At 66.6% G+C, this 19,173-nt stretch carries 16 protein-coding genes and 1 pseudogene; 11 read left to right on the top strand and 6 right to left on the bottom strand.

Annotated features, from left to right (window positions below; translation table 11 throughout):
• The first annotated feature begins 170 nt into the window (after nt 1-170).
• Nucleotides 171-533 carry a VOC family protein gene (locus Q1A87_RS00725; RefSeq protein ID WP_299646031.1) on the top strand — a complete coding sequence of 121 codons (363 nt, stop codon included), beginning with the start codon at nt 171-173 and terminating at the stop codon, nt 531-533.
• Between the two features lie 81 nt (nt 534-614).
• On the opposite strand, the gene Q1A87_RS00720 is transcribed toward Q1A87_RS00725, so the two are convergent.
• Entirely contained in the window at nt 615-1,397 is a 783-nt protein-coding gene (locus Q1A87_RS00720) for a Bax inhibitor-1/YccA family protein (protein WP_299646029.1), read from the bottom strand.
• A 513-nt stretch (nt 1,398-1,910) separates the two neighbouring features.
• Here Q1A87_RS00720 and Q1A87_RS00715 point away from each other — a divergent pair.
• The 3 genes and pseudogenes from Q1A87_RS00715 to Q1A87_RS00705 form a co-directional block, all read left to right on the top strand.
• Nucleotides 1,911-2,129, top strand: a pseudogene (locus tag Q1A87_RS00715) (helix-turn-helix transcriptional regulator); the annotation flags it as partial.
• A gap of 93 nt (nt 2,130-2,222) precedes the next feature.
• The gene (gene hisN, locus Q1A87_RS00710; protein WP_299646027.1) at nt 2,223-3,011 is read left to right on the top strand and encodes a histidinol-phosphatase; all 789 of its coding nucleotides are present in this window, start codon (nt 2,223-2,225) and stop codon (nt 3,009-3,011) included.
• Nucleotides 3,004-4,329, top strand: coding sequence for an 8-oxoguanine deaminase (locus tag Q1A87_RS00705; protein WP_299646025.1), 1,326 nt, complete (start codon nt 3,004-3,006; stop codon nt 4,327-4,329). The genes hisN and Q1A87_RS00705 overlap by 8 nt, the downstream gene beginning before the upstream one ends.
• Nucleotides 4,330-4,407: 78 nt before the next feature.
• On the opposite strand, the gene Q1A87_RS00700 is transcribed toward Q1A87_RS00705, so the two are convergent.
• The gene (locus tag Q1A87_RS00700) at nt 4,408-5,010 is read right to left on the bottom strand and encodes a thymidine kinase (protein ID WP_299646023.1); all 603 of its coding nucleotides are present in this window, start codon (nt 5,008-5,010) and stop codon (nt 4,408-4,410) included.
• 98 nt (nt 5,011-5,108) lie between these two features.
• On the opposite strand from Q1A87_RS00700, the gene Q1A87_RS00695 reads away from it, so the two are divergent.
• Nucleotides 5,109-5,540, top strand: a complete 432-nt coding sequence (locus Q1A87_RS00695; RefSeq protein ID WP_299646021.1) for a hypothetical protein — start codon at nt 5,109-5,111, stop codon at nt 5,538-5,540.
• 244 nt (nt 5,541-5,784) lie between these two features.
• Here the strand turns inward: Q1A87_RS00695 and Q1A87_RS00690 are convergent, their stop codons facing one another.
• A complete protein-coding gene (locus Q1A87_RS00690) occupies nt 5,785-6,771 on the bottom strand; it encodes a hypothetical protein (protein ID WP_299646019.1) in 987 nt (328 codons plus the stop codon).
• 194 nt (nt 6,772-6,965) lie between these two features.
• On the opposite strand from Q1A87_RS00690, the gene Q1A87_RS00685 reads away from it, so the two are divergent.
• The 3 genes from Q1A87_RS00685 to Q1A87_RS00675 all read left to right on the top strand — a co-directional run bounded on the left by Q1A87_RS00685 (nt 6,966) and on the right by Q1A87_RS00675 (nt 9,198).
• On the top strand, nt 6,966-7,352 hold the full coding sequence (locus Q1A87_RS00685) for a BrnA antitoxin family protein (RefSeq protein ID WP_299646017.1): 387 nt from the start codon (nt 6,966-6,968) through the stop codon (nt 7,350-7,352).
• Nucleotides 7,353-7,723: 371 nt separating this feature from the next.
• Nucleotides 7,724-8,284, top strand: a complete 561-nt coding sequence (locus Q1A87_RS00680; RefSeq protein WP_299646015.1) for a hypothetical protein — start codon at nt 7,724-7,726, stop codon at nt 8,282-8,284.
• On the top strand, nt 8,281-9,198 hold the full coding sequence (locus Q1A87_RS00675; RefSeq protein WP_299646013.1) for a hypothetical protein: 918 nt from the start codon (nt 8,281-8,283) through the stop codon (nt 9,196-9,198). The genes Q1A87_RS00680 and Q1A87_RS00675 overlap by 4 nt, the downstream gene beginning before the upstream one ends.
• Nucleotides 9,199-9,358: 160 nt before the next feature.
• Here the strand turns inward: Q1A87_RS00675 and carB are convergent, their stop codons facing one another.
• A complete protein-coding gene (carB, locus tag Q1A87_RS00670) occupies nt 9,359-12,679 on the bottom strand; it encodes a carbamoyl-phosphate synthase large subunit (RefSeq protein ID WP_299646011.1) in 3,321 nt (1,106 codons plus the stop codon).
• A 279-nt stretch (nt 12,680-12,958) separates the two neighbouring features.
• Between carB and Q1A87_RS00665 the strand changes: the two genes are divergently transcribed.
• A complete protein-coding gene (locus Q1A87_RS00665; protein ID WP_299646009.1) occupies nt 12,959-14,146 on the top strand; it encodes a hypothetical protein in 1,188 nt (395 codons plus the stop codon).
• Between the two features lie 20 nt (nt 14,147-14,166).
• Here the strand turns inward: Q1A87_RS00665 and Q1A87_RS00660 are convergent, their stop codons facing one another.
• On the bottom strand, nt 14,167-15,399 hold the full coding sequence (locus Q1A87_RS00660) for a cyclopropane-fatty-acyl-phospholipid synthase family protein (RefSeq protein ID WP_299646007.1): 1,233 nt from the start codon (nt 15,397-15,399) through the stop codon (nt 14,167-14,169).
• 182 nt (nt 15,400-15,581) lie between these two features.
• Here Q1A87_RS00660 and aspS point away from each other — a divergent pair, with 182 nt between their 5' ends.
• Nucleotides 15,582-17,354 (top strand): aspartate--tRNA ligase, encoded by a 1,773-nt coding sequence (gene aspS / locus Q1A87_RS00655; RefSeq protein ID WP_299646005.1) that lies wholly within the window; start codon nt 15,582-15,584, stop codon nt 17,352-17,354.
• A gap of 185 nt (nt 17,355-17,539) precedes the next feature.
• Nucleotides 17,540-18,310 (top strand): BglII/BstYI family type II restriction endonuclease, encoded by a 771-nt coding sequence (locus tag Q1A87_RS00650; protein WP_299646003.1) that lies wholly within the window; start codon nt 17,540-17,542, stop codon nt 18,308-18,310.
• Nucleotides 18,311-18,535: 225 nt separating this feature from the next.
• Here Q1A87_RS00650 and Q1A87_RS00645 read toward each other — a convergent pair whose 3' ends face one another.
• On the bottom strand, nt 18,536-19,162 hold the full coding sequence (locus tag Q1A87_RS00645; protein WP_299646001.1) for an MT-A70 family methyltransferase: 627 nt from the start codon (nt 19,160-19,162) through the stop codon (nt 18,536-18,538).
• Nucleotides 19,163-19,173 lie beyond the last annotated feature (11 nt).

Below are 19,173 nucleotides of genomic sequence, written 5' to 3'. Positions count from 1 at the left end.
GTGACGCTGTCCTCGGAAAACAAGATTGCCGATGATCGGATCGCTTATCGTGGGCGTGCGTCTTGGGGTTACGATCTCCGACCCACCGCAAACGAACGTCGCCTTCCTCACCGACGTGATGGATAAGAGCCTTCGAACGGGAGGCTGGCAGGGAAGGGTGGTGTCTTGCGATGCCCGTCGCGGCGCAGGTCCGTATCGTCGACTACTTCCGCCGCGAGGGACCAAATCAGAAGCGGCAGGGGACCGAAGCTGTTCGCCATGCCGCCTTCCGCGTGACGGACGAGTCCGAACAGCGCGCAAGACGAGCACATTGGCTCGATGCCGATACGCACCGGACGCCACCGATCGACCGGGAGTGCTTCGGTGAAATCTATTTCCGCGCGCGCAGTGGCATCCTGTTCGAGAACGCGGCCGATCGGCCGGACTTCACGCGTGACGCCCCGCTCGAGCGGCTGGGCCAGAAGCTGATGCTGCCGGAGCGCTACGAGGTGCGGGGCCGGACCGAAGACTCAATGCGAAACGCCATTTACTGATCGACCCCGAACCCACGGCCCTGAACGAGAAGAGCCACCCCGAAGGGTGGCTCTTGCAATATCGTGTCTACGTTCCCCGGCTTACTCGCGGTTGCCCATGAACTGGAGCAGGAACATGAACATGTTGATGAAGTCGAGATACAGGCTCAGCGCGCCCATGATCGCCGACTTGCCGAGCCATTCGCTGTCGCCATGCTGGGCATGGGCGATGTACTCGGTCTTGATCCGCTGCGTGTCGTAGGCGGTGAGGCCCGCGAAGATCAGCACGCCGATGAACGGGATCGCCATCGCCAGACCTTCGGACTGGATGAAGATGTTGAGGATCATCGCCGCGATCAGGCCGACCAGACCCATCAGGAGGAACGTGCCCATCCCGCTAAGGTCCTTGTTTGTGACGTAGCCCCAGAGCGACAGGCTCGCGAAGGCGATCGAGGTCACGAGGAAGGTCTGCGCGATCGAGGTGCCGGTGAAGACGAGGAAGATCGAGCTGATCGACACGCCCATCACCGCTGCGAACGCATAGAACACCAGCTGCGCGGTGGCGGCCGACATGCGGTTGATCCCGGCGGAGAAGCCGAACACGAAGGCCAGCGGCGCGAACATCACGACCCACTTGAGCGGCGACGTGTAGAGTGCGGCGCCGATGCTGGTCAGATAGCTGTCCGCACCGATCTGCCCGACGGCCTGCGCCGGGTCCGACGTCACGGCCAGGCCCGAAATGGCCCAGGCGGCGGCGAAGGTGATCAGCATGCCTACGGACATCGTGCCGTAGACCTTGTTCATGTGGGCGCGGAGGCCCTGGTCGATTTCCGCGGTGCGGGCTCCGGCGATCCGGCCGGTCCGCAGGGCGTCGAGTTGTGCCATCTGGCTCCTCCGAGTGACGTGTTCTGCAATGAGGTCCTTCCGGGATCCTCTTGTCATCGAATATCGGGTTCGGAGCCGTGTTTTTCAAGCACTCATAGGGGGCTCGGCCCGATTACGTTAACGACCCGGCGTGGCGGCATCCACCCCAGGTCCACCCGGCGTCGATTCGATGGACTGAAGCCTCGATGGACGGGCGGCATGGTCCGGAATCCAAGGAATAACTCCGCCGCGGGACACGGGACGCGAATCATGCGCTTGGATCGAGGGAACGTTCTCGGTCCCCCTGATGCCCGTTCCCGCAAATGCGGGCGGACGGGCGCTATGATCCGGGGGGCTTGCAGCCTGTCCCGATCTCCGGCTTTTCCGTCGCGTGAACAAGATGCAGCAAGGTCCAGGGTTTCTTTTCGTTAATTCCTTTCGCTATGAAGTGATCGTCGGCCATGACCGCGTGCCGGCGTAATGAGTGCGGCAAGATCCCGGCGAGCGCCTGTCGCGAGCCGGGCAGGAGAACACATGAAGCATCCCGTCGACCTCTATGTAGGCCAACGTATCCGACAACGCCGCTGGGAGATCGACATGACGCAGCAGCAGCTCGCCGAGAAAGTCGGGATCCGATTCCAGCAGATCCAGAAATACGAGACCGGGGCGAACCGTGTCTCTGCCTCGCGCCTGTGGGACATTGCCGCCGCGACGGGGGTGCCGGTGTCGCATTTCTTCGAAGGGTTCGACGAACGGGCCGCCAACGATCAGCGCCCGGCCGGGGGACGGGCGGCGGCGGAATGACGTCGCTTGCCGCCGATCGGCGCGTGCCTTGAAGGCCGGGCCGTGAGCTTCGCCGCGGACGTCGCGGCGATCCGCCCCGTCGCGCACGCGCTCGCCGATGCGGCCCGCACGACGACGCTGCGCCACTTCCGCCTGCCGATCGACGTCGAGAGCAAGGGCACGGCCTTCGATCCCGTGACGGTCGCGGACCGGGAGACGGAGGCCGCGATGCGGGACCTGCTCGCACGGCTCCGTCCCGGGGACGCGATCCTCGGCGAGGAGGCGGCGCCGAAGTCGGGGACGAGCGGCCTGACCTGGGTGCTCGATCCGATCGACGGGACGCGCGGCTTCGTCAGCGGCACGCCGACCTGGGGCGTGCTGATCGGGCTGATGGACGAGGCCGGTCCGATCTACGGCATCGTCGACCAGCCCTTCACCGGGGAGCGGTTCGAGGGCAGCGCCGAAGGGGCCGTCTGGACGCGCCCCGATGCCCGGCGCGACCTGCGCGTGCGCGGGACCACCATGCTCGCGGAGGCGACGATCTTCACGACGTTCCCCGAGGTCGGGACCACGGAGGAGGGCGCGGCGTTCCACCGTGTCGCGCGAGCCTGCCGGCTGACGCGCTACGGAATGGATTGCTACGCCTACGCGCTCCTTGCCGCGGGCCATGTGGACCTCGTGATCGAGGCGGGGCTGCATCCCTACGACATCGTCGCGCCCATCGCGCTGATCGAGGCGGCGGGTGGCATCGTCACGGACTGGACGGGCGGCCCGGCGCATGGCGGCGGGCGCGTCCTGGCCGCCGCGACACCCGAGCTGCACGAAGCCGCGATGCGCCTGCTCGATGGCTGAGACGCTGATCCGCGGCGCCGATGCCGTCCTGACGATGGACGAGGCCAAGGCCGGCTCCGATATCCTGATCCGCGGCGGCGTGATCGCGGCTGTCGGAACGGGGCTGGCGACCGTGGGCGAGGTCGTGGACGCGGCGGGCTGCCTCGTCACGCCGGGCCTCGTGAACACGCACCACCACCTGTACCAGACGCTGACCCGCGCGGTCCCCGCTGGGCAGGACGCGCTGCTCTTCGGCTGGCTCCGCACGCTCTACCCGATCTGGGCGCGGTTCACGCCCGACCACATGCACCTCGCCACGCAGCTCGGGCTGGCGGAACTGGCGCTGTCGGGGTGCAGCACGTCGTCGGACCACCTCTATCTCTACCCGAACGGCAGCCGGCTCGACGACACGATCCACGCCGCCGCCGAGACCGGCCTGCGCTTCCACCCCACACGCGGCGCGATGTCGATCGGCGAGAGCGCCGGCGGCCTGCCGCCCGACGCGCTGGTGGAGGGGGAGGCCGCGATGCTCGCCGATTGCGTCCGCGTGGTCGACGCCTTCCACGATCCCGCGCCCGGTTCGATGTGCCGCGTCGGCATCGCGCCCTGCTCGCCCTTCTCGGTCAGCCGCGAACTGATGCGCGACGCAGCCCGTCTCGCGCGGGACAAGGGCGTGCGGCTCCATACGCACCTCGCGGAGAACGACGAGGATGTCCGCTACTCACTCGCGACCTTCGGCTGCCGGCCGGGGCAATACGTCGAGGATCTGGGCTGGACCGGTGCGGATGTCTGGCACGCGCATTGCGTCAAGCTCGACGCCGACGAGATCGACCTTTTCGCCCGGACGCGGACCGGGGTGGCGCATTGCCCCTGCTCGAACTGCCGGCTCGGCTCCGGCATCGCGCCGGTGCGGGCCATGCTGGACGCGGGCGTGCCGGTCGGGCTGGGCGTGGACGGGTCCGCCTCGAACGACATGGCCTCGCTCGTGTCCGAGGCGCGGCAGGCGATGCTGCTCGCGCGGGTGTCGCGGGGCGCGGATGCGATGGCCTCGCAGGACGCGTTGCGCATGGCCACGACGGGCGGCGCCGAGGTGCTGGGGCGCGACGATATCGGGCGACTCGCGCCCGGAATGCGAGCGGACGTCGCGATCTGGGACATGCGCGGGATCGAGGCTGCCGGAAGCTGGGACCGCGCCGCGCTCCTCCTCGCCGGACCGCGCCGCGTGCGCGACCTGTTCGTGGAGGGGCGGCAGGTCGTTCGTGACGGTGCGCTCACGACGCTGGACCTTCCGCTCCTGGTCGAACGGGCGGAGCGCGCCGTGACAAAGCTTTTGGCGTGACGGCACAGGGGCGGTCGGCGTCGATCGGCGGCCGGTTCCCTCCGTGATCTTTCCGCAGCGGACCCGGCTCGGGTCGCCTCAGACCGGCGGTTCGGTCGGGGTGCGGTCGCCGGTCTCCTCGCGGAAATGCCGGCGGCAGAGGCTCACGTAGCGGTCGTTGCCGCCCACCTCGACCTGCGCGCCCTCGGTCAGGGCGCGGCCTTCGGCGTCCCGGCGCACCACCATCGTGGCCTTGCGCCCGCAATGACAGATCGTCCGCACCTCGCGAAGCTCGTCCGCCAGCGCCAGCAGCGTGGCTGAGCCCGGGAACAGCTCGCCCCGGAAGTCGACGCGCAGACCGTAGGTCATCACCGGTACGTCGAGGTCGTCCACCGCGCGGGCGAGCTGCCAGACCTGATCGCGCGACAGCCACTGCGCCTCATCGACGAGGACGCAACCGCAGGGTCCGTCGGCGAGCCGTGCCGCGATCATCGCGAAGAGATCGGAGCCCGCGTCCCACGTCTCCGCCGGTGCCTCGATCCCGATCCGGCTGGCGATCCGTCCCGCGCCCGCCCGGTCGTCGAACCGCGCGGTCAACAGGTAGGTCTGCATCCCGCGCTCGTTGTAATTGTAGGCCGCCTGCAGAAGCAGCGTGCTCTTGCCTGCGTTCATCGTGGAATAGTGGAAGTAGAGCTTCGCCATATGCGCCGTCCTGCCGGTCGCGGCGGCGTGGTGCAAGATGCCGCTCCGCGCTTTCCCCAAGGGCAACATATCGCTAACCTGCCGGAGGGGGACGGTCTATGACACGCGATGTGGAGCGGTTTCTGAAGCGTCGGACCGAGGCGCTCGTGAAGGCTGTCGGCGTGGAGCGGGCCTGCCTCGCCACCGGCAAGTCCAAGGCCACACTCGGGCGCTATTATTCCACGCACGAGGAGCATGCGGCGCGGTTCATGCCGGTCGATGCCGTGGCACAGCTCGAAACCGCCGCGCGCGTTCCGCATGTCTCGTCCGCGCTCGCGGACCTGGCCGGGCGCGCGGCGCGGAACGTCGGGTCCGAGGTGGACGTGCGCGCGTCACTGCAGCGCGTCACGGCGCTGTTGACGGAATACGGGGGCACGGAGGATGCATCGACACCGCCGCCGACATCGGCGGCCCGCGATCTTCCGGGCGAGCTTGCGACGCTCCGACAGGCGCTGTTCGAACTGGAGCTGCAGCTCGCAGGCCGCAGCTAGGACCAACGTCACGCAGCGCGGCGATCCGACCGGACCGCGGAACCGGCATTTTGTGCGATGGCTCCAGCGCGGTCACGACATGCACGGGATCGCAATCCGGGACGGCGCCATCCGGAATCTCGAACAGCGGCAGGCTCTACGGGATTGCGACGGAGATCGGGCCATCAGAGGCGGTGGCCCGTCAGGCGCGTCGCGGGGTGATTGCGGCGGCCTCAGGGGGCGGAACGGGCGACGGTTCTCACCGTCAATCCGCAGATCCCTCCGCCTTCGCGAGCCGCTTCTCCAGGTCCGAGATACGCTGCGCGTTCTGCATCTGGAGCTCGATCAGCATGTCGAGCATGCGGTCGCGCAATGCCGCGCGGTCTGGCTTGGGCCTCGAGGAGGCGGCGTCGGGCATGAGGTCGATGCCGTGGACGTCGCGGAAATAGTCGAAGATCTCGGACTGCCCCGCGAGATGGGCGTCGACCGAGGAATGGTCGAGATAGCGCGCGATCATCTCGTCGAGCCGCGGCGCGGAAAGCGTGCCGTGCGGCGTCACGGTTTCCTGGAAGATCGCGGGCCCGCTGGACCCCTCGAAGCGGCTGTTGAACCAGGCCCGCAGCAGGCTCTCGGCATCCTCGCTGGTCGAGTGGATCCGGCGGTCGGCGCTGCGCAGCTTCAGGCCCGTGACCTCGGCGAAGTCGGCGACGATGTCGTCGGAGCGATATTGCCGGACCACGAGACCGGGGCCGAGGGCCTCGGCCCAGTTCCGCACGAAGCTATAATATCCAATGAGTTCCGGGGCGAACGCGTCGAAGCTCGGGATCGGGCCGGACATGGACTTGTTGCGGAGGGCGCGCTGGATGAAGGCGGAGGAGACCCAGGGGCGGGCTTCGCGGACGTAGGCGATGCAGCGGACGTCCATGAGCTGGGCCAGGCGCTGGACGAAGGGGAGCAGATCCCACTCGACGATCCCCTCCCGCGAGGCGATGAAGGTCGTCCGGCCGTCCCTGTCGTGGCGGTCCCGGAGGGCGGCGTGACAGGCCTCGGCCAGCGATGCCTGATCCGCGTGGCTCTGCCGGGAGAGCTTGACGTAGCTGTTGACGTCCTTGCCTGAATTGCCTGCAAAAACAGGCTTCTTGCCGATATAGGCCGCGTCCTGTCGCCGGAGCAGATCGCGGCTCCGGGCCAGCGCGTTCTGGAGCGCGGTGCTGCCGGTCTTCGCCATGCCGATATGCAGGAACAATCTCATCCCGGTCTCCCTGAGCCATGTGGTCCGGACGGCACCGGAGGGTGCGCGGGGCCCGGTGTCAACCGGCCGCGAGGGGCGTGTTACGGCTGTGTTACGGCTGTGTTACGGCCGTGGCACGCGGCCGCGTTAACGAAGCGTTCACCGCTCCGCCCGAGCGTCGTCCGAAATCGAGGGTTCGCGACAGGAGGGCGGCGATGGCGGGCGAGAAGCTGACCAGGACGCAGAAGGGCCATGTCAACGACATGATCGGGGCGATGCGGCGCTTCGAGTGGGACATGCACATGCAGGTCGCGCGGGCCGGGCGCATCCCGCCCGAATGGCAGGAGATCTGGGAGAGCCGCCGCCCCGAGCGCGAGCACGTCACGGCGCGCATCGACCGCGACGTGATGAAGATGCTGCGCTCGATGGGCCCGAACGTGGGCGGCCGGATCAACGACATCCTGCGCGCCTTCGTCCATGCCCGGCTGGGCGGGTTGATCGAGGGCCGGGACCTCGCCGAGGAATACCGCGAGGGCTGGGAGGGAACCCAGAAGCCCGACGCCTCGGTGATCAACGTGATGTACGAGCGGTCGAAGGGGTAGGGCCGGAAGCTATATGACAGAATCGGGCGTGAAGCGGCCGTTCGCTGTAATAGGACCGAAGAACACGGAAGGCCGGAGAACCAGACCTTAGCTGCGCTCGACATGAACGGTTGCAGTGCGCAGAGGCGGACGTAGCTAGCATGGAAGTCATTCGTTCAGCGTCCGGCCCACAGCGACATCCCCACCCCACCGGGGGCGTTGCGCAACAGTGCTAAGTTGAGGGTGTGACTGTGCGCAACCTGTTGAACGTCAACGTTGACCGCCGCGCCATAGGGTTGAAACGACTTCGCTTGCGAGAAAGCCTGACGTGGTGTTTAGATCATCATGGCTCAGCCGAGATATGAGAAAATAAAACCATACAGGAAATCAGTTTGTCTATCCCTGATTGGAATATGGCAGGTGTTGTGCCGCCCGTTAGGCCCGGTGCTCACCCTGCCGGGAAAGACCGCTCCCCATATAGGGTTTCCCTGAGAGAATTTGCAGACCGATTTTGCTTGAGCTCCGAACGGTTTGAAATACTCAGTGGTTTGATAGACCTGAGATCAGGACTACACTCCATTGGTGTAACTCAGGGATTCCAGTGGATTGACGGAAGTTTCCTTGAGAACATTGAAGACACCAAAAGCAGGCCGCCAAACGATGTGGATGTGGTCACCTACGCCTTTCTACCTGTAGGTGAGACACAACAGAGCTTTTTCCCTAAGATCTTGCCATTCATGGATAAGGCAGCCGTCAAGTCGAAATACAAAGTAGATCACTTCGTAAAGATTCTTCCACAGATTGACATCCGCGATGTATGCTACTGGTACAGCCTTTGGTCGCACCGTAGAGATGGGGTGTGGAAAGGTTACGCTGAGGTTGACCTTGATCCAGTAGACGATCCGCAGGCTAGGAGCATTCTGGCGGCCAAGAGCCCAGGACTTCAACCATGATGATTAGACGAAAGGATGCGCTTCTTTCCGAAATCGGTGAGGTGGAGACAATACTTGAAAGAATCCCGAGCGAGAACGTTATTGATCGCTTTGGCCTCGAGTCTCGCCTTAAAGAGCTCAAGGAAGAGCTAGAGCAGCTTCCAGACCGAATCCAAGAACCTGAGAGGCTGTCTTTGACCTTTCGGGGAGAGCCAGTCCGCGGCAGTACTGCGATTTCAGCTGATTTTGCTGGTAGCGCCTCTTCGGCTTTTGTGGACGCGTTCTCTGCCATCATCGCTGGGTTAAAAGGATCGCTAAAGTACTCCGGCCCTATTCCGGACAAGGCTAGCGCCCCTCTTATGATAACAGGGATGGCCACTGGCTCGTTTGGCTTCGAAATGGAACTGCCAAACCTTCAAGGAGAGTTCTTTGAAGAGCAAGCGAGCGCAGGCAGTGCAGTCGAAGTACTTAAAGAGCTACTTCGCGTTTCCGCCAAGGGAACCGACGATGATATTTCGGACATTGTGGAAGAAATACATCCACGGGCGGTTCGCAAGGTCGCAGATTTTCTGTCTGAAATCTCGAAAAAGGGTGCATGGTGTGGATTGGAATTCCGAAATAGTTATTTTAAATATGCCAGCCTTGAAGAGCTAAAGAGCTCAGAGGAAAGACTGCGGAAAGATAATATTTTAGAAACTGAGGAGACGTATTTTGGAGAATTCCAAGGTTTTCTTCCTCAGGGGCGGAATTTTGAGTTTGTTGTTTCCGACGGCTCCGGGATCATTCGCGGTCGCTTGGGGCCAGACATCGAAGATCCAGATGTTCTCAATCGCGAATGGCTTCACCAGCCAACGAGTGTGAAGTTTAATGTCGTTCAGGTTGGTCAGGGTCGCCCGCGCTACACACTTGTTTCCCTTGATGACTTGGGTGCTTAAAGTAGTAATTAGAAGAAAGCGATTTGGGGGTTAAGCGTTGTTGCCCTTGTAAGGGAAACGGCTTCCACGATGAAGCGTTAGGATTACATTGTAATCAAGGCGAAGCCTTTACCGACGCGTTACAACGTCTGAAGTCGGCTTGGGGCCGTCTGCTTCACCCCTACTGCAGCGACCGCACCTCGACCGCACCTTCGTCCCGCGCCTGCATCGCCAGCGTCGCCGCGTGCGCGCCGGCCAGCGTGGTGTAGTACGGAATCCGGTCCATCAGGGCGACGTTGCGCATGGAGCGAGAATCCTCGACGGCCTGGGCGCCCTCGGTGGTGTTCATGACCAGCGCGATCTCGCCGTCCTTCATCACGTCGACGATGGTGCGGCCGCCCTCGTAGGCCTTGTTCACGTGCCGCGAGTCGATGCCGAAGCGGGCGAGGAACTCGGCGGTGCCGGAGGTCGCGAGGATGGTGAAGCCCATGTCGACGAGGAGGCCCGCCGTCTCGGCCAGTTGGGGCACCTTGTCGGCGTCCCTGAGCGACAGGAACACGGTCCCCCCCTCGGGCAGGGCGATGCCCGCGCCCATCTGCGCCTTGAGGAAGGCGCGGGCGAAGGAGCGGTCCCAGCCCATGACCTCCCCGGTGGAGCGCATCTCCGGGCCCAGAAGCGTGTCGACGCCGGGGAAGCGGGCGAAGGGCAGCACCGCCTCCTTCACCGAGAACCAGGGCGTGTCGGGATGGGCGAGCGTCATCAGGTCGCCGATCGGCACGTGGTCGGGATTGGCGTCGCCGGGATAGGGGTCGCGGTGCGGGAAGGCGGAGAGCTTCTCGCCCGCCATCAGCCGCGCGGCTATGGAGGCGATGGCGGAGTCGACGGCCTTGGCGACGAAGGGCACGGTGCGGGAGGCGCGGGGGTTCACCTCGATCAGGTAGACCTCCTCCTCCTTCACGGCGAACTGCACGTTCATCAGGCCGACGACGCGGAGGGCGCGGGCCAGCGCCTCGGTCTGCTCGCGGATGGTGGCGATGGTGTCGCGCGAGAGCGTGTGCGGCGGCAGGCAGCAGGCGCTGTCGCCGGAATGGACGCCGGCCTCCTCGATATGCTGCATGATGCCGGCGACGTGGACCTGCTCCCCGTCGGAGAGCGCGTCGACATCCACCTCGATCGCGCCGGAGAGGTAGCCGTCGAGGAGGACGGGGCTGCCGGGCGAGACGATCACGGCGTCGCGGATGTAGCGCTCGAGCTGGGCGGCGTCGCGGACGATCTCCATCGCGCGGCCGCCGAGGACGTAGGAGGGGCGGATGACGAGGGGGTAGCCCAGCTCGTCCGCGCGCAGGCGGGCCTCGGCGTCGGAATGGGCGATGGCGTTGGCGGGCTGCTTCAGGCCGAGTTGGCGGACGAGGGCGGAGAAGCGCTCCCGGTCCTCGGCCAGGTCGATGGCGTCGGGTGTGGTGCCGAGGATGGGGATGCCGGCGTCGTGGAGGGCGTTGGCGAGCTTCAGGGGCGTCTGGCCGCCGAACTGGACGATGACGCCGTGGAGGGTGCCGGCCTCCCGCTCGACGCGGAGGATCTCCATCACGTGCTCGAAGGTGAGCGGCTCGAAGTAGAGGCGGTCGGAGGTGTCGTAATCGGTCGAGACGGTCTCCGGGTTGCAGTTGACCATGATGGTCTCGTAGCCCTGCGCGGAGAGCGCGAAGCAGGCGTGGCAGCAGCAATAGTCGAACTCGATCCCCTGGCCGATGCGGTTGGGGCCGCCGCCGAGGATGACGACCTTCTTCGCGTCGGTGGGGCGGGATTCGCACTCCGCCTCGTCCATGACCGGGGTCTCGTAGGTCGAGTACATGTAGGGGGTCTGCGCCTCGAACTCGGCGGCGCAGGTGTCGATGCGCTTGAACTGCGCGACCACGCCGAGGTTCTGGCGGGCGCGGCGGACGTTGTCCTCGGTCCGGCCGGTGAGCCTAGCGAGGCGGGCGTCGGTGAAGCCGTAGGTCTTGAGGCGGCGCAGTTCGGGCTCGGTCACGGGTAGGCCGCCTTGACGTACCTCGGCCTCGATCTCCACGATCTCGCGGATGCGGGCGAGGAACCACGGGTCGTAATGGGTGACGGCGTTGATGTCGTCGTCCGAGAGGCCCTGCCGCATGGCCTGCGCGATCACGCGGATGCGGTCGGGCGTCTGCCGGCCCAGCGCGGCCTTGATGGCGGCGGGGTCGTCGGGCAGGTCGATCTCGTCGAAGCCGGTAAGCCCGGTCTCCAGCGAGGCCAGCGCCTTCTGCATCGATTCGTGGAAGGTGCGGCCGATGGCCATGACCTCGCCCACCGACTTCATCGCGGTGGTCAGGAGCGGCTCGGCGCCCGGGAACTTCTCGAAGGCGAAGCGCGGGATCTTGGTGACGACGTAGTCGATCGTCGGCTCGAAGGAGGCGGGGGTGACGCGGGTGATGTCGTTGTCGAGCTCGTCGAGCGTGTAGCCCACGGCGAGCTTGGCGGCGATCTTGGCGATCGGGAAGCCGGTGGCCTTGGAGGCCAGCGCCGAGGAGCGGCTGACGCGCGGGTTCATCTCGATCACGACCATGCGGCCGTCTTCGGGGTTCACCGCCCATTGCACGTTGGAGCCGCCGGTCTCCACGCCGATCTCGCGCAGGACGTTGATCGAATGGGTCCGCATCTGCTGGTATTCGCGGTCGGTGAGCGTCAGCGCCGGGGCCACGGTGATCGAGTCGCCGGTATGGACGCCCATCGGGTCGACGTTCTCGATGGCGCAGACGATGATGGCGTTGTCGGCGCGGTCGCGCACGACCTCCATCTCGTATTCCTTCCAGCCCAGAAGGCTCTCGTCGACGAGGATCTGCGCCATCGGCGAGGCTTCGAGGCCGGAGCGGCAGATGCGCTCGTAATCGGCGCGGTTGTAGGCCACGCCGCCGCCGGTGCCGCCGAGCGTGAAGGCGGGCCGGATGATCGCGGGCAGGCCGACGAACTCGATCGCGTCCATCGCCTGCGCCAGACCGGCGGCGATGTCGTATTTCCCGTTCGCCTTCTTCGGCGCGGCGACGATGGTGGCCTTGGGGTTCTCGATGCCGAGCCGGTCCATCGCCTCGCGGAAGAGCTTGCGGTCCTCGGCCATCTCGATGGCTTCGCGCCGGGCGCCGATGAGCTCGACCCCGTGCTCGGCCAGAACGCCCATGTCGTCGAGGGCGAGCGCGGTGTTGAGGCCGGTCTGCCCGCCCATCGTCGGCAGCAGCGCGTCGGGTTTTTCCTTGGCGATGATCTTCGCCACCACGTCGGGGGTGATCGGCTCGATATAGGTGGCGTCGGCCAGCCCCGGATCGGTCATGATCGTGGCCGGGTTCGAATTCACGAGGATGACGCGGTAGCCCTCCTCGCGCAGCGCCTTGCAGGCCTGTGCGCCGGAATAGTCGAACTCGCAGGCCTGCCCGATGACGATGGGCCCCGCACCGATGATCATGATCGACTGGATGTCGGTCCGTTTCGGCATCGGTGAGCTCCCCGCGCAGGTTCTGGCAAACGACCGCCGTGTAGGGCCGGGGCCGGGCGGGCGCAAGCCGGGGCAGGGAAGGGCGCGAGGCCGGATCGGAGCCCGGTCCATGCGCCGCCGGCGCGTCCGGGTTCGCGGCGACTAATCGTTATGACGACGACGGGGGCTGTGGTAATTTCCTTGCGCCGGACTGGTCCCGACCGGTCGGCGTTCTGCGTATGGGCCTGCCCGTCGGCCGCTTCGACGGGCAGACTAGGGTTTTAGAGGGGAGGTTTGTTCATGCCTACATTCAACATGGTCGCCGGCGACCACTCAGTCTTCGGATGGGACGCGCTGGGGGGTTACGACGTCACGTCCGACAGGGCGCGCAAGATCGTCCTGACGTTTTCGGAGGATGCGATGGGGCGTGCCTTCGACGCGGCGCGGGAGCCGTGGCAGGTGGTCCTCAACATCCGCGGCAGCGAGGTCCGCAACGTGGTCTGGCTGGAGGAGGACGGCGACGTTCTGGCGCGGGCCACGGGCATCGAGACCGACGCGGAGATCGTGCGGACGTTCCTGGATCCGGACGTGAACAAGGGCTGGGATCTCTACCAGTTGATGCTGCAGGACGGCGCGACGTTCGACGGTATCGGCTCCGAGGATTTCACCAACGACATCATGTCCTCGATCGGCGACGACGTGGTCCGCTCGAACGGCGGCAACCTCTACGCCAAGGACCGGGGCGGCGCGGACCTCTATATCGGCGGGAGCGGGTACGATCAGGTCACCTATCAGGAATGGTTCTGGCGGGAGCCGGCCCACGTCATTCAGGGGATCGACGCCGATCTGGCCAAGGGACGGATCACCGGCCCCGACGGCGCGGTGGATCGCCTGCGGGGGACGTTCGAGGGCGTTCGCGGGACCTTTCTCGACGACGTGATGCGCGGCGATGGCCGGGACAACGAGTTCCAGGGCATGATGGGGGACGACACGATCAACGGGCGCGGCGGGTTCGATTTCGTCTCCTACCGCCAGGACACGGATCAGGGCGGCGACCGTGGCGTGACCGTGAACCTCGCCAGGGGATTCGCGCGGGACGGGTTCGGCGATCGCGACAGGCTCGTCTCGATCGAGGGCGCGCAGGGCACGAACGGCCGGGACACGTTCATCGACGGCGGGGCCGACAACGCCTATCAGGGTCGCGGCGGCAACGACCGCTTCATCGTCAAGGGCGGCGACGACTGGCTGCAGGGCGAGGGCGGCGCGGACCGGTTCATCTTCCGGGGACGCGGGTTCGGGCAGGACGTGATCGACGACTTCGACCCGGGCGATGGCGACCGGATCCGGATCGCCGCGGCGCGAAACCAGCGCGACCTGGAGATCTCGCGCGACCGCGACGATACGGTCATCGAGTTCGGTGACAACTCGATCCGTCTCGACGGGTTCGACGGGCGCGGCGTCGACCTGTTCGACTACATCTCCTTCTGACGACGCGATGCGGCGCGCGGCTATTCCGCGGCGCGCCGCATCGTTTGCGCGTTGGACGCGTAGAGATAGTCGCGGGTGTTCGGCACCACGTCGCGCGTCTTCGAGAGTTGCAGCTGGTAGACGACGTGGCGGTGGGCGTCGAAGCTGACCTCGGCGGCGACGAGGTAGTACCGCCACATCCGGATGAAGCGGTCGTCGTACATCGCGCGGACCGTGTCGACGTTGGCCTCGAAGCGGTCCTGCCAGCGGCGCAGCGTCTCGGCATAATGGCCGCGCCAGACCTCGATGTCGTCCTGCCAGAGATCGGTGCGCTCCAGCGGTATCAGCAGTTCCGACAGCGAGGGCGTGTAGCCGCCGGGGAAGATGTACTTCGCCAGCCAGCCCGAGGTCGTCGTCGGCGGCGCGCAGCGGCCGATCGTGTGGATCAGCGCGACGCCGTCGGGGGCGAGCAGGTCCGCGACCCTGGAGAAGTAGGTCGGGTATTGCGGCGCGCCGACATGTTCCAGCATGCCGACCGAGACGATCCGGTCGAAGGGGCCGGCGAGGTCGCGGTAATCCTGCAGGCGGATGTCGATGCGGTCGGTCAGCCCGGCCTCCCGCACGCGGGCGGTGGCGGTCGCGTGCTGGTTCTCCGACAGGGTGACGCCGGTGACGCGGGCGCTGAAATCGCGCGCGAGGGTCAGCGCCATGCCGCCCCAGCCGCAGCCGATGTCGAGGACGTGCATGCCCGGCTCGATCCGAAGCTTCGTCGCGATATGCGCCTTCTTGGCGGCCTGCGCCGCCTCCAGCGTCATGGCGGGATCGGCGAAGTAGGCGCAGGAATACTGCCGGTCCTCGTCGAGGAAGAGGGCGTAGAAGTCGTCGCCCAGATCGTAGTGATGCGCGACGTTGGTCCGGGACTTGCGCGGGTCGTTCGCCTGCATCCACCGACGGGCCAGGAAGCGGGCGCGGAAGCCGGCCGCGATCACCGGCGGCATCCGGCCGCGGCCGCCGTTGATCGCGAAGAGGGTGAGCATGTCGCGCAGGTCGCCCGCTTCGAGGATCAGGGCGCCATCCATGTAGGCCTCGCCCAGCGCGAGCTCGGGGTCCCGCACGAGGCGGCGCAGACAGGTCGCGTCGGTCAGGCGCAGGGTGACGTCGGGGCCGCCCGTGCCCGTGCCGAAGATATGAGTCGTTCCGTCCGGCAGGATCGCCGTGAGTTTCCCCCGCACGATCAGTTTCCCCAGCATCGCCAATACGATCGACTGCCACATCCTCTGGTCCGTCCTGTCCGTTCGCCTTTCGGCGACAGGAAACCGCAGGCGTCGCGCGGGATGCAAGCCGAAAGGGTCAACAGTACGATTCGCGACCGCGCCCGTCCCTGTGCTGCGGTTGACACCCCGCCGGACGGTGTGCGCATAGGACCGACGCCCGAATTGCCGCTCGGAGAGCCCCTATGCACGCCTATCGCACCCATACCTGCGCCGGTCTGTCGAAGGCGGATGTGGGCGAGACCGTCCGCCTGGCCGGCTGGGTCCACCGCATCCGCGACCACGGCGGCATCCTCTTCATCGACCTGCGCGACCATTACGGGATGACGCAGGTGCTGGCCGATCCGGACTCGCCGGTCTTCGCCGAGGTCGAGAAGGTGCGCTCCGAGTGGTGCATCCGCATCGACGGGACGGTGAAGGCGCGTGACCCCGAGCTGGTGAACCCGAAGATCCCGACTGGCGAGGTCGAGGTTTTCGTGCGCGACATCGAGGTGCTGGGCGCGGCGGGCGAGCTGCCGCTGATGGTGTTCGGCGATCAGGAATATCCCGAGGAGACGCGGCTGCGGTATCGCTTCCTCGACCTGCGCCGCGAGGCGATGCAGCGCAACATGGTGCTGCGCTCGAACGTCGTGCGCTCGATCCGGCAGCGGATGTGGGACACCGGGTTCAACGAGTTCCAGACGCCGATCATCACGGCGTCCTCCCCGGAGGGGGCGCGGGACTTCATCGTGCCGTCCCGTCTGCATCCGGGGCGTGTCTACGCGCTGCCGCAGGCGCCGCAGCAGTTCAAGCAGCTCCTGATGGTGTCGGGCTTCGACAAGTACTTCCAGATCGCGCCCTGCTTCCGCGACGAGGACCCGCGTGCCGACCGCAGCCCGACGGATTTCTACCAGCTCGACATGGAGATGAGCTTCGTCACCCAGCAGGACGTGTTCGACACGATCCAGCCGGTGATCGCCGGGCTGTTCGAGGAGTTCGGGGGCGGGCGCCGGGTGGACGCGGACTGGCCGCAGATCTCCTACGCGGACGCGGCGCTCTGGTACGGGACCGACAAGCCGGACCTCCGCAACCCGATCCGCATGCAGGACGTCTCCGAGCATTTCCGCGGCTCGGGCTTCGCGATCTTCGCGTCCCTGCTGGAGAAGGACGGCACCGAGATCCGCGCCATCCCCGCGCCGACCGGCGGCAGCCGGAAGTTCTGCGACCGGATGAACAAGTTCGCGCAGGAGCAGGGGCTGCCGGGGATGGGCTACATCTTCTGGCGCGAAGGCACCGACGGGCTCGAGGCCGCGGGACCGCTGGCCAAGAACATCGGACCCGAGCGGACCGAGGCGATCCGGCAGCAGCTGGGTCTCGGGGTGGGCGATGCCGCGTTCTTCCTCGGCGGACGGGCGGCGGATTTCGAGCCGGTCGCCGGGCGCGCGCGGACCGTGATCGGCGCGGAGCTGGGGCTGACCGAAAAGGACCGCTTCGCCTTCGCCTGGATCGTCGACTTCCCGATGTACGAGCGCGACGACGAGGGGAAGATCGACTTCAGCCACAACCCGTTCTCGATGCCGCAGGGCGGGATGGACGCGCTGGACGGCGATCCGCTGAAGGTGCTGGGCTTCCAGTACGACCTGGCCTGCAACGGCTACGAGCTCGTTTCCGGCGCGATCCGGAACCACCGGCCCGAGATCATGTTCAAGGCGTTCGGGCTTGCGGGCTACGACGAGGACGAGGTGCGCCGGCGCTTCGGCGGCATGGTCAAGGCGTTCCAGTACGGCGCGCCGCCGCACGGGGGCTGCGCGGCCGGGATCGACCGGATCGTCATGCTGCTGGCCGACGAGGCGAACATCCGCGAGGTCATCCTGTTCCCGATGAACCAGCGCGCCGAGGACCTGATGATGGGCGCGCCGTCGGAACCCTTGCCGGGGCAGTTGGCCGAGCTCGGCCTCAGGAAGCTGCCGCAGGGGTGAGTCCGGCATGGCGCTGACCGGATCGGTGAACCTCCGGCCGCGTGCCGCGTTGGTCTCGTCGAAACCCGAGACAACGAAGGGGATATGCCATGGCTCGTCTGTTCAAGATCTTCGCGCTCTGGAAGCTGTTCAAGCGGATGCGGCGGGGTCGCTGACGCCGCCCGCCCGGTGGCGCTGACGGCGCGATGTTCGACGCGCTGCGCGACGCCGGGTTCGACATCGAGACCCGCAACCACGCCGAGGCGATCCTGGCGGGAGATTTCCCCGGCGCGGTGGCAGGGCTGATCGAGGCGCTGGCCGCGTTCCGCCTGACGGCCGCGGAAATCATCGGTTCGGGCGGCGGGCAGGCGGCGAGCACGATGCGCCTGCGCGACGCGCTCTACCGGGACGGCTGGCCCAAGCACGAATTCGTCACCCGGACCATCGTCGACGGCGTGCAACGCGAGGCGATCAGCCACGAGATCGACCACGTGAAGCGCGCGCGGGCGGGGACGCTGGCGCTGGAGATCGAGTGGAACAACAAGGACCCGTTCTTCGACCGTGATCTCGAGAACTTCCAGCGGCTGCACGCGCAATCGGCGATCTCGCTCGGGATCATCGTGACGCGGGGCGCGGCCCTGCAGGAGGCGATGCCCGATCTCGTCGAGGGCGTGCTGCGCGCCGAGGGAATCGGCGACGCGGCCGAGCTGGAAGCCTGGGGCATGAAGGAGCGGACGGCGCGGCAGCGGCGAATGATCGGCCAAGCCCTGCGGCTGGGGGCCGATTTTCCGCGCGCCTTCGCCCGCAGCTTCGTGGCCGACAAGTACGGGCAGGCGACGACACATTGGGAGAAGCTCGCGACGCGGGTGGCGCGCGGTGTGGGCAATCCCTGTCCGCTGCTCCTTGTCGGTCTGCCGCTCTCGTCGGTGGTGGACGAGTTGCCGGCGGCGACGCGGGGGCCGGATTTGTTTTCGTGAGCCCCCGGGGGCAGGGCGCTATCCCGGTTCGGTCATCGAGCCTGCGACATGCACCGCTGGGCCTCTGATGCTCGTCCGACCCGAGGGTCGGAAAGGGCGGCGCCCGGCCGCGGGTGGGGGCGAAGCTCCCGCCTTGGGGGGCGGTCGGGGGCTGCCCTACGTGCCGCCGGGCGGGACGGAACCGTAAGCCACCGCACTCCGAAAGAACCTGTCGTCAGGCCGGTCCTACTCCGCCGCCGAGTTGTAGGCGTAGGTCTTCCAACTCGGCTTGTAGTCGGCATCCGCCTGGTTGCCCCAGACCGTCCAGCCGTCGCGCACCCCGCGGCCGAAGAGTTCGAGATAGGGACCCCAGGAGCAGTCCTCGATCAGGTCGTATTGCTCGTCGGGCTTGCGGGAATGCTCACGCTTGCGGGTCTGGATCATGTTCACCTGCCGCCGCCCGGGCGGAAGCGTGCGCACGTCGCGGCCGCGCACGCCGAAGAGCAGCAGCTCGGTCACGTTGCGGAAGTAGAATCCCACGCCACGCCCGTCCGAGCCGCCGTCCTTGCGCACCTTGTGCCAGACGACGTTCGACTTGTAGGCGAATCCCCAGGCCTGCAGCACCTGCAGCCCCTCCGGCAGGAGCGCGTTCGGCACCCAGAGGTAGCAATGCGCCCGCTCCTCCAGATGCGCGGCCACCGGGAGCGCGCAAATCTCGTCCACCCCCATCGTGGGATAACGGGCCAGCCGCTTGTGCTCCGGCGCGACCTTGCCGGTGCGGTTGACGAACCGCCACGGCGGGTCGGCGAGGACGCAGCCGAAGCGGTCGTCCCCCAGGAATCGGGTCAGGTCCATTGCCGCGTCAGACGTCATAGGCAACCTCT

It is taken from the genome of uncultured Jannaschia sp. (assembly GCF_947494055.1).
Taxonomy (GTDB): Bacteria; Pseudomonadota; Alphaproteobacteria; order Rhodobacterales; family Rhodobacteraceae; genus Jannaschia.
The sequence above is the reverse complement of the archived record's forward strand: the minus strand, read 5'-3'. Positions and strand labels throughout refer to the sequence as shown.

What these genes read in the sequence shown, in the direction of transcription:
- Q1A87_RS00725 (WP_299646031.1), top strand. Translation starts at nt 171, where the DNA reads ATGCCCGTCGCGGCGCAGGTCCGTATCGTCGACTACTTCCGCCGCGAG.
- Q1A87_RS00720 (WP_299646029.1), bottom strand. Translation starts at nt 1,397, where the DNA reads ATGGCACAACTCGACGCCCTGCGGACCGGCCGGATCGCCGGAGCCCGC.
- Q1A87_RS00705 (WP_299646025.1), top strand. Translation starts at nt 3,004, where the DNA reads ATGGCTGAGACGCTGATCCGCGGCGCCGATGCCGTCCTGACGATGGAC.
- Q1A87_RS00700 (WP_299646023.1), bottom strand. Translation starts at nt 5,010, where the DNA reads ATGGCGAAGCTCTACTTCCACTATTCCACGATGAACGCAGGCAAGAGC.
- Q1A87_RS00695 (WP_299646021.1), top strand. Translation starts at nt 5,109, where the DNA reads ATGACACGCGATGTGGAGCGGTTTCTGAAGCGTCGGACCGAGGCGCTC.
- Q1A87_RS00690 (WP_299646019.1), bottom strand. Translation starts at nt 6,771, where the DNA reads ATGAGATTGTTCCTGCATATCGGCATGGCGAAGACCGGCAGCACCGCG.
- Q1A87_RS00685 (WP_299646017.1), top strand. Translation starts at nt 6,966, where the DNA reads ATGGCGGGCGAGAAGCTGACCAGGACGCAGAAGGGCCATGTCAACGAC.
- Q1A87_RS00675 (WP_299646013.1), top strand. Translation starts at nt 8,281, where the DNA reads ATGATGATTAGACGAAAGGATGCGCTTCTTTCCGAAATCGGTGAGGTG.
- carB (WP_299646011.1), bottom strand. Translation starts at nt 12,679, where the DNA reads ATGCCGAAACGGACCGACATCCAGTCGATCATGATCATCGGTGCGGGG.
- Q1A87_RS00665 (WP_299646009.1), top strand. Translation starts at nt 12,959, where the DNA reads ATGCCTACATTCAACATGGTCGCCGGCGACCACTCAGTCTTCGGATGG.
- Q1A87_RS00660 (WP_299646007.1), bottom strand. Translation starts at nt 15,399, where the DNA reads ATGTGGCAGTCGATCGTATTGGCGATGCTGGGGAAACTGATCGTGCGG.
- aspS (WP_299646005.1), top strand. Translation starts at nt 15,582, where the DNA reads ATGCACGCCTATCGCACCCATACCTGCGCCGGTCTGTCGAAGGCGGAT.
- Q1A87_RS00650 (WP_299646003.1), top strand. Translation starts at nt 17,540, where the DNA reads ATGTTCGACGCGCTGCGCGACGCCGGGTTCGACATCGAGACCCGCAAC.
- Q1A87_RS00645 (WP_299646001.1), bottom strand. Translation starts at nt 19,162, where the DNA reads ATGACGTCTGACGCGGCAATGGACCTGACCCGATTCCTGGGGGACGAC.